Raw genomic sequence first — 5,256 nt, 5'->3', positions numbered from 1 at the left:
GGTGAGAGTGGCGAACGGGAGAGTAATGCGTGACCAACCTGCCCCATGTTCCGGAATAGCTCCTGGAAACGGGTGGTAATGCCGGATGTTCCGCGTGATCACATGTGATCGCGGGAAAGGGTTACCGACATGGGATGGGGTCACGTCCTATCAGCTTGTTGGCGGGGCAACGGCCCACCAAGGCGTCGACGGGTAGCCGGCCTGAGAGGGCGACCGGCCTCATTGGGACTGAGATACGGCCCAGACTCCTACGGGAGGCAGCAGTGGGGAATATTGCACAATGGGGGGAACCCTGATGCAGCGACGCCGCGTGCGGGATGAAGGCCTTCGGGTTGTAAACCGCTTTTGTTGGGGAGCAAGCGAGAGTGAGTGTACCCTTCGAATAAGCGCCGGCTAACTACGTGCCAGCAGCCGCGGTAATACGTAGGGCGCAAGCGTTATCCGGATTTATTGGGCGTAAAGAGCTCGTAGGCGGTTCGTCGCGTCTGGTGTGAAAGCCCATCGCTTAACGATGGGTCTGCGCCGGATACGGGCGGGCTTGAGTGCGGTAGGGGAGACTGGAATTCCCGGTGTAACGGTGGAATGTGTAGATATCGGGAAGAACACCAATGGCGAAGGCAGGTCTCTGGGCCGTCACTGACGCTGAGGAGCGAAAGCGTGGGGAGCGAACAGGATTAGATACCCTGGTAGTCCACGCCGTAAACGGTGGATGCTGGATGTGGGGCCCATTCCACGGGTTCCGCGTCGGAGCTAACGCGTTAAGCATCCCGCCTGGGGAGTACGGCCGCAAGGCTAAAACTCAAAGAAATTGACGGGGGCCCGCACAAGCGGCGGAGCATGCGGATTAATTCGATGCAACGCGAAGAACCTTACCTGGGCTTGACATGTTCCGGATCGCCTCAGAGATGGGGTTTCCCTTCGGGGCCGGTTCACAGGTGGTGCATGGTCGTCGTCAGCTCGTGTCGTGAGATGTTGGGTTAAGTCCCGCAACGAGCGCAACCCTCGCCTCGTGTTGCCAGCGGGTCATGCCGGGAACTCACGAGGGACCGCCGGGGTCAACTCGGAGGAAGGTGGGGATGACGTCAGATCATCATGCCCCTTACGTCCAGGGCTTCACGCATGCTACAATGGCCGGTACAACGGGATGCGACACGGTGACGTGGAGCGGATCCCTTAAAACCGGTCTCAGTTCGGATTGGAGTCTGCAACCCGACTCCATGAAGGCGGAGTCGCTAGTAATCGCGGATCAGCAACGCCGCGGTGAATGCGTTCCCGGGCCTTGTACACACCGCCCGTCAAGTCATGAAAGTGGGTAGCACCCGAAGCCGGTGTCCTAACCCTTGTGGATGGAGCCGTCTAAGGTGAGACTCGTGATTGGGACTAAGTCGTAACAAGGTAGCCGTACCGGAAGGTGCGGCTGGATCACCTCCTTTCTACGGAGAATTCAGGATGCTGTCTGGCATCCGGTGTCGGACCGCGTTGGGATGTTCCCTTCGTGTGGTCCTGCTGGTGTGGAAGAGATCATTGAAGTCGAGTGGTATGGGCATGCTTTTGGGCTCCCGGATCGCCACCCCCTCGTTTGAGGGTGCGTTCCGTTGCCTTCCATGGATGGCGTTCCCGGATGGGGCGCTTGATGTGGTCGTGCGTGGTGGCTTGAGAACTGGATAGTGGACGCGAGCAAGAGTTTTTACTCTTGTTTTGTTAGATGCAATTTTTCAGACCGGTCTCCGATTCTTTTGAATCCGGGGATTTGGTCGATCGTTTTGTGATCATTCTATAGTGTGATGATGTGTTGTCCAGGATTTTTTTCGCATTGGTCCTTGCGGCATGCATGCCTGTGTGGGTGTGTGTTGCTGGTAAGGGCGTATGGTGGATGCCTTGGCAGACAGTACCGATGAAGGACGTGTGGGGCCGCGATAGGCCTCGGGGAGCCGCCGACAGGGCTTTGATCCGAGGATTTCCGAATGGGGGGACCCGCCAGCCGTCATGGGCTGGCACCGCGTTCGCGCGGGGGGTACGCAGGGAAGTGAAACATCTCAGTACCTGCAGGAAAAGATATTCCGTGAGTAGTGGCGAGCGAAAGCGGATCAGGCCAAACCGGTCGCGTGTGATAGCCGTCGGGCGTTGCGCGGCCGGTGTAGTGGGACATCCTGTCCGGTCTCCGATGGGGCCGGCGGGAGTGAGAAAGAAGCGTGTGAGGCGAACGGGATTGAATTCCCGGCCGTAGAGGGTGATGGCCCCGTAGCCGGTCCCGCGCTTCCTTCCGATGGGTGTTCCCAAGTAGCACCGGACTCGTGGAATCCGGTGTGAATCCGCCCAGACCGTTGGGTAAGCCTAAATATACCTGTCTGACCGATAGTGAACGAGTACCGTGAGGGAAAGGTGAAAAGCACCCCGGGAGGGGAATGAAACAGTTTCTGAAACCATGCGCCTACGAACCGTCGGAGCCTCCTTGTGGGGTGACGGCGTGCCTATCGAAAAATGAGTCTGCGAGTCAGTGGCAAGTGGCGAGGCTAACCCGTCGTGGGGGAGCCGTAGCGAAGGCGAGTCTTAAAAGGCGTTTGAGTCGCTTGTCCTGGACCCGAAGCGGGATGATCTAGCCCTGAGCAGGTTGAAGCGCGGGTAAGACCGCGTGGAGGACCGCACCCACCTAGGTTGAAAACTGGGGGGATGACTTGGGGCTAGGGGTGAAAGGCCAATCAAATTCCGTGATAGCTGGTTCTCTCCGAAATGCATTTAGGTGCAGCGTCGCGTAACTGCCCCCGGGGGGTAGAGCTACTGGATGCTTGAGGGTCCGTACAGGATACCGACAGCAACCAAACTCCGAATACCCGTGGGGTTTACCGCGGCAGTGAGTCGGCGGGGGATAAGCTCCGTCGTCGAAAGGGAAACAGCCCAGACCGTCGTCTAAGGTCCCCAAGCGTGTGCTAAGTGGGAAAGGATGTGGAGTCGCATAGACAGCCAGGAGGTTGGCTCAGAAGCAGCCACCCTTGAAAGAGTGCGTAACAGCTCACTGGTCTAGTGGTTCCGCGCCGACAATGTAGCGGGGCTCAAGCACGCCACCGAAGACGCGGCAGTATTATTACTGGGTAGGAGAGCGTTCCGTCCTGGGGCGAAGCGGCAGCGTGAGCTGGCCGTGGACCGGGCGGAAGCGAGAATGCAGACATGAGTAGCGAAAGGCGGGTGAGGATCCCGTCCGCTGGATGACCAAGGGTTCCGGGGCCACGTTCATCGTCCCCGGGTGAGTCGGGTCCTAAGGCGAGGCCGACAGGCGTAGTCGAATGGATGAACGGGTTGATATTCCCGTACCGGCGCAAGACCGACAGGACCGAAAGTCGGGTACTAACCTCCCGCTCCACCGATGCCTTCCTTCGGGTTGGCGGACGTGGTGTGGTTGGGACAGACCTTCCGGTAGGTCAGCGCAGGAGTGACGCGATGGGAGAGCCGGCCGCGGCGGTGGTAGTCCGTGGCCAAGCGTGCAGCCCGCACCGTAGGCAAATCCGCGGTGCTATAGGGCGAGGCGCGATGGTGGGGCCCGTTGGGGCCGAATCCGGTGGTTCCCGTCGCCGAGAAAAGCTTCGGCGTGAGGGCTTGCGGCGCCCGTACCGCAAACCGACACAGGTGGTCAGGTAGAGAATACCAAGGCGATCGAGCGAATCCTGGTCAAGGAACTCGGCAAATCACTCCCGTGCCTTCGGTATAAGGGAGACCCACTGTGGTGAGGGGCTTCGCGCCCGGAGCTGTGGTGGGTGGCACAGACCAGGGGGTAGCGACTGTTTACCAAAAACACAGGTGCATGCGAAGGCGCAAGCCGCTGTATATGCACTGACGCCTGCCCGGTGCCGGAAGGTTAAGAGGATCCGTCATCCCACTTCGGTGGGGGCAGCGGTGAATTCAAGCCCCGGTAAACGGCGGTGGTAACTATAACCATCCTAAGGTAGCGAAATTCCTTGTCGGGTAAGTTCCGACCTGCACGAATGGCGTAACGACTTCCCCACTGTCTCGACCAGGAGCTCGGCGAAATTGCAGTACGAGTAAAGATGCTCGTTAAGCGCAGAAGGACGAAAAGACCCCGGGACCTTTACTATACCTTGGTATTGTCATTAGGTCCGGACTGTGTAGCATAGGCGGGAGGCTTCGATGCGGTGGCGCCAGCCATCGTTGAGCCGAAAGGTGAAATACCGCTCTGTCCGGATCTGGTGTCTAACCTCGACAAGTCATCCTTGTCAGGGACAGTGCCTGGCGGGTAGTTTAACTGGGGCGGTTGCCTCCCAAAGGATAACGGAGGCGCTCAAAGGTCCGCTCAGCCCGGTTGGCAATCGGGTGTCGAGTGCAATCGCACAAGCGGGCTTGACTGTGAGACTGACGGGTCGAGCAGGGACGAAAGTCGGAGATAGTGATCCGGTGCCGGCGCACGGGCGCGGCATCGCTCAACGGATAAAAGGTACCCCGGGGATAACAGGCTGATCATTCCCAAGAGTCCATATCGACGGGATGGTTTGGCACCTCGATGTCGGCTCGTCGCATCCTGGGGCTGTAGCAGGTCCCAAGGGTTCGGCCGTTCGCCGATTAAAGCGGCACGCGAGCTGGGTTCAGAACGTCGTGAGACAGTTTGGTCTCTATCCTCTGCGCTCGTTGGAATATTGAGGAGACCTGCCCATAGTACGAGAGGACCTGGGTGGACGAACCTCTGGTATGCCGGTTGTCACGCCAGTGGCACGGCCGGTTGGCTACGTTCGGAAGGGATAACCGCTGAAAGCATCTAAGCGGGAAGCCTGCTCCGAGATCAGTATTCCTTGGGGGCTTTGACCCCCTGTAGGCCCCAGGTTAGAACACCTGGTCGATAGGCCGGACGTGGAAGCCCCGCGAGGGGTGGAGCTGACCGGTACTAATGGCCGAAAGGCAATCACACAATCCCATCCTCGTGGTGGGATCCGTGAGGCATCTTCTGCGATCAAGGTCCAGGGCGACACTAGCGCTTGGAACGACACATTGCGATACATGCATCTATCCGCGTCCGCTTTCCGGTTCCCGAGCCGCCACATTCCCACGGTCCCCCGGGATCGCGCATAACATAAGATTTGCGGCGGCCATAGCCCAGGGGAGACGCCCGGTCCCATTCCGAACCCGGAAGCTAAGGCCTGGCACGGCGATGGTACTGCACCCGGAAGGGTGTGGGAGAGTAGCCCGCCGCCGCATCACACTCCAGGAAGGACCCCATGGTCGAGCCTTACGGCTCCCATGGGGTCCTTCGCA

3 rRNA genes are annotated in these 5,256 nt (G+C 59.4%); all 3 read left to right on the top strand.

Features of this window, described 5'->3' with window-relative positions:
- Positions 1-1,433: ribosomal RNA gene (locus PT282_RS07515) — 16S ribosomal RNA — on the top strand; the annotation flags it as partial.
- Between the two features lie 413 nt (positions 1,434-1,846).
- Positions 1,847-4,913: ribosomal RNA gene (locus PT282_RS07510) — 23S ribosomal RNA — on the top strand.
- 169 nt (positions 4,914-5,082) lie between these two features.
- Positions 5,083-5,199: ribosomal RNA gene (gene rrf / locus PT282_RS07505) — 5S ribosomal RNA — on the top strand.
- Positions 5,200-5,256: the final 57 nt, after the last annotated feature.

Source organism: Bifidobacterium sp. ESL0763, assembly GCF_029433395.1.
In the GTDB taxonomy this organism is placed as follows: Bacteria; Actinomycetota; Actinomycetes; order Actinomycetales; family Bifidobacteriaceae; genus Bifidobacterium.
Note: the sequence above shows the minus strand (reverse complement) of the source record. Positions and strands in the feature narration are given on the sequence as shown.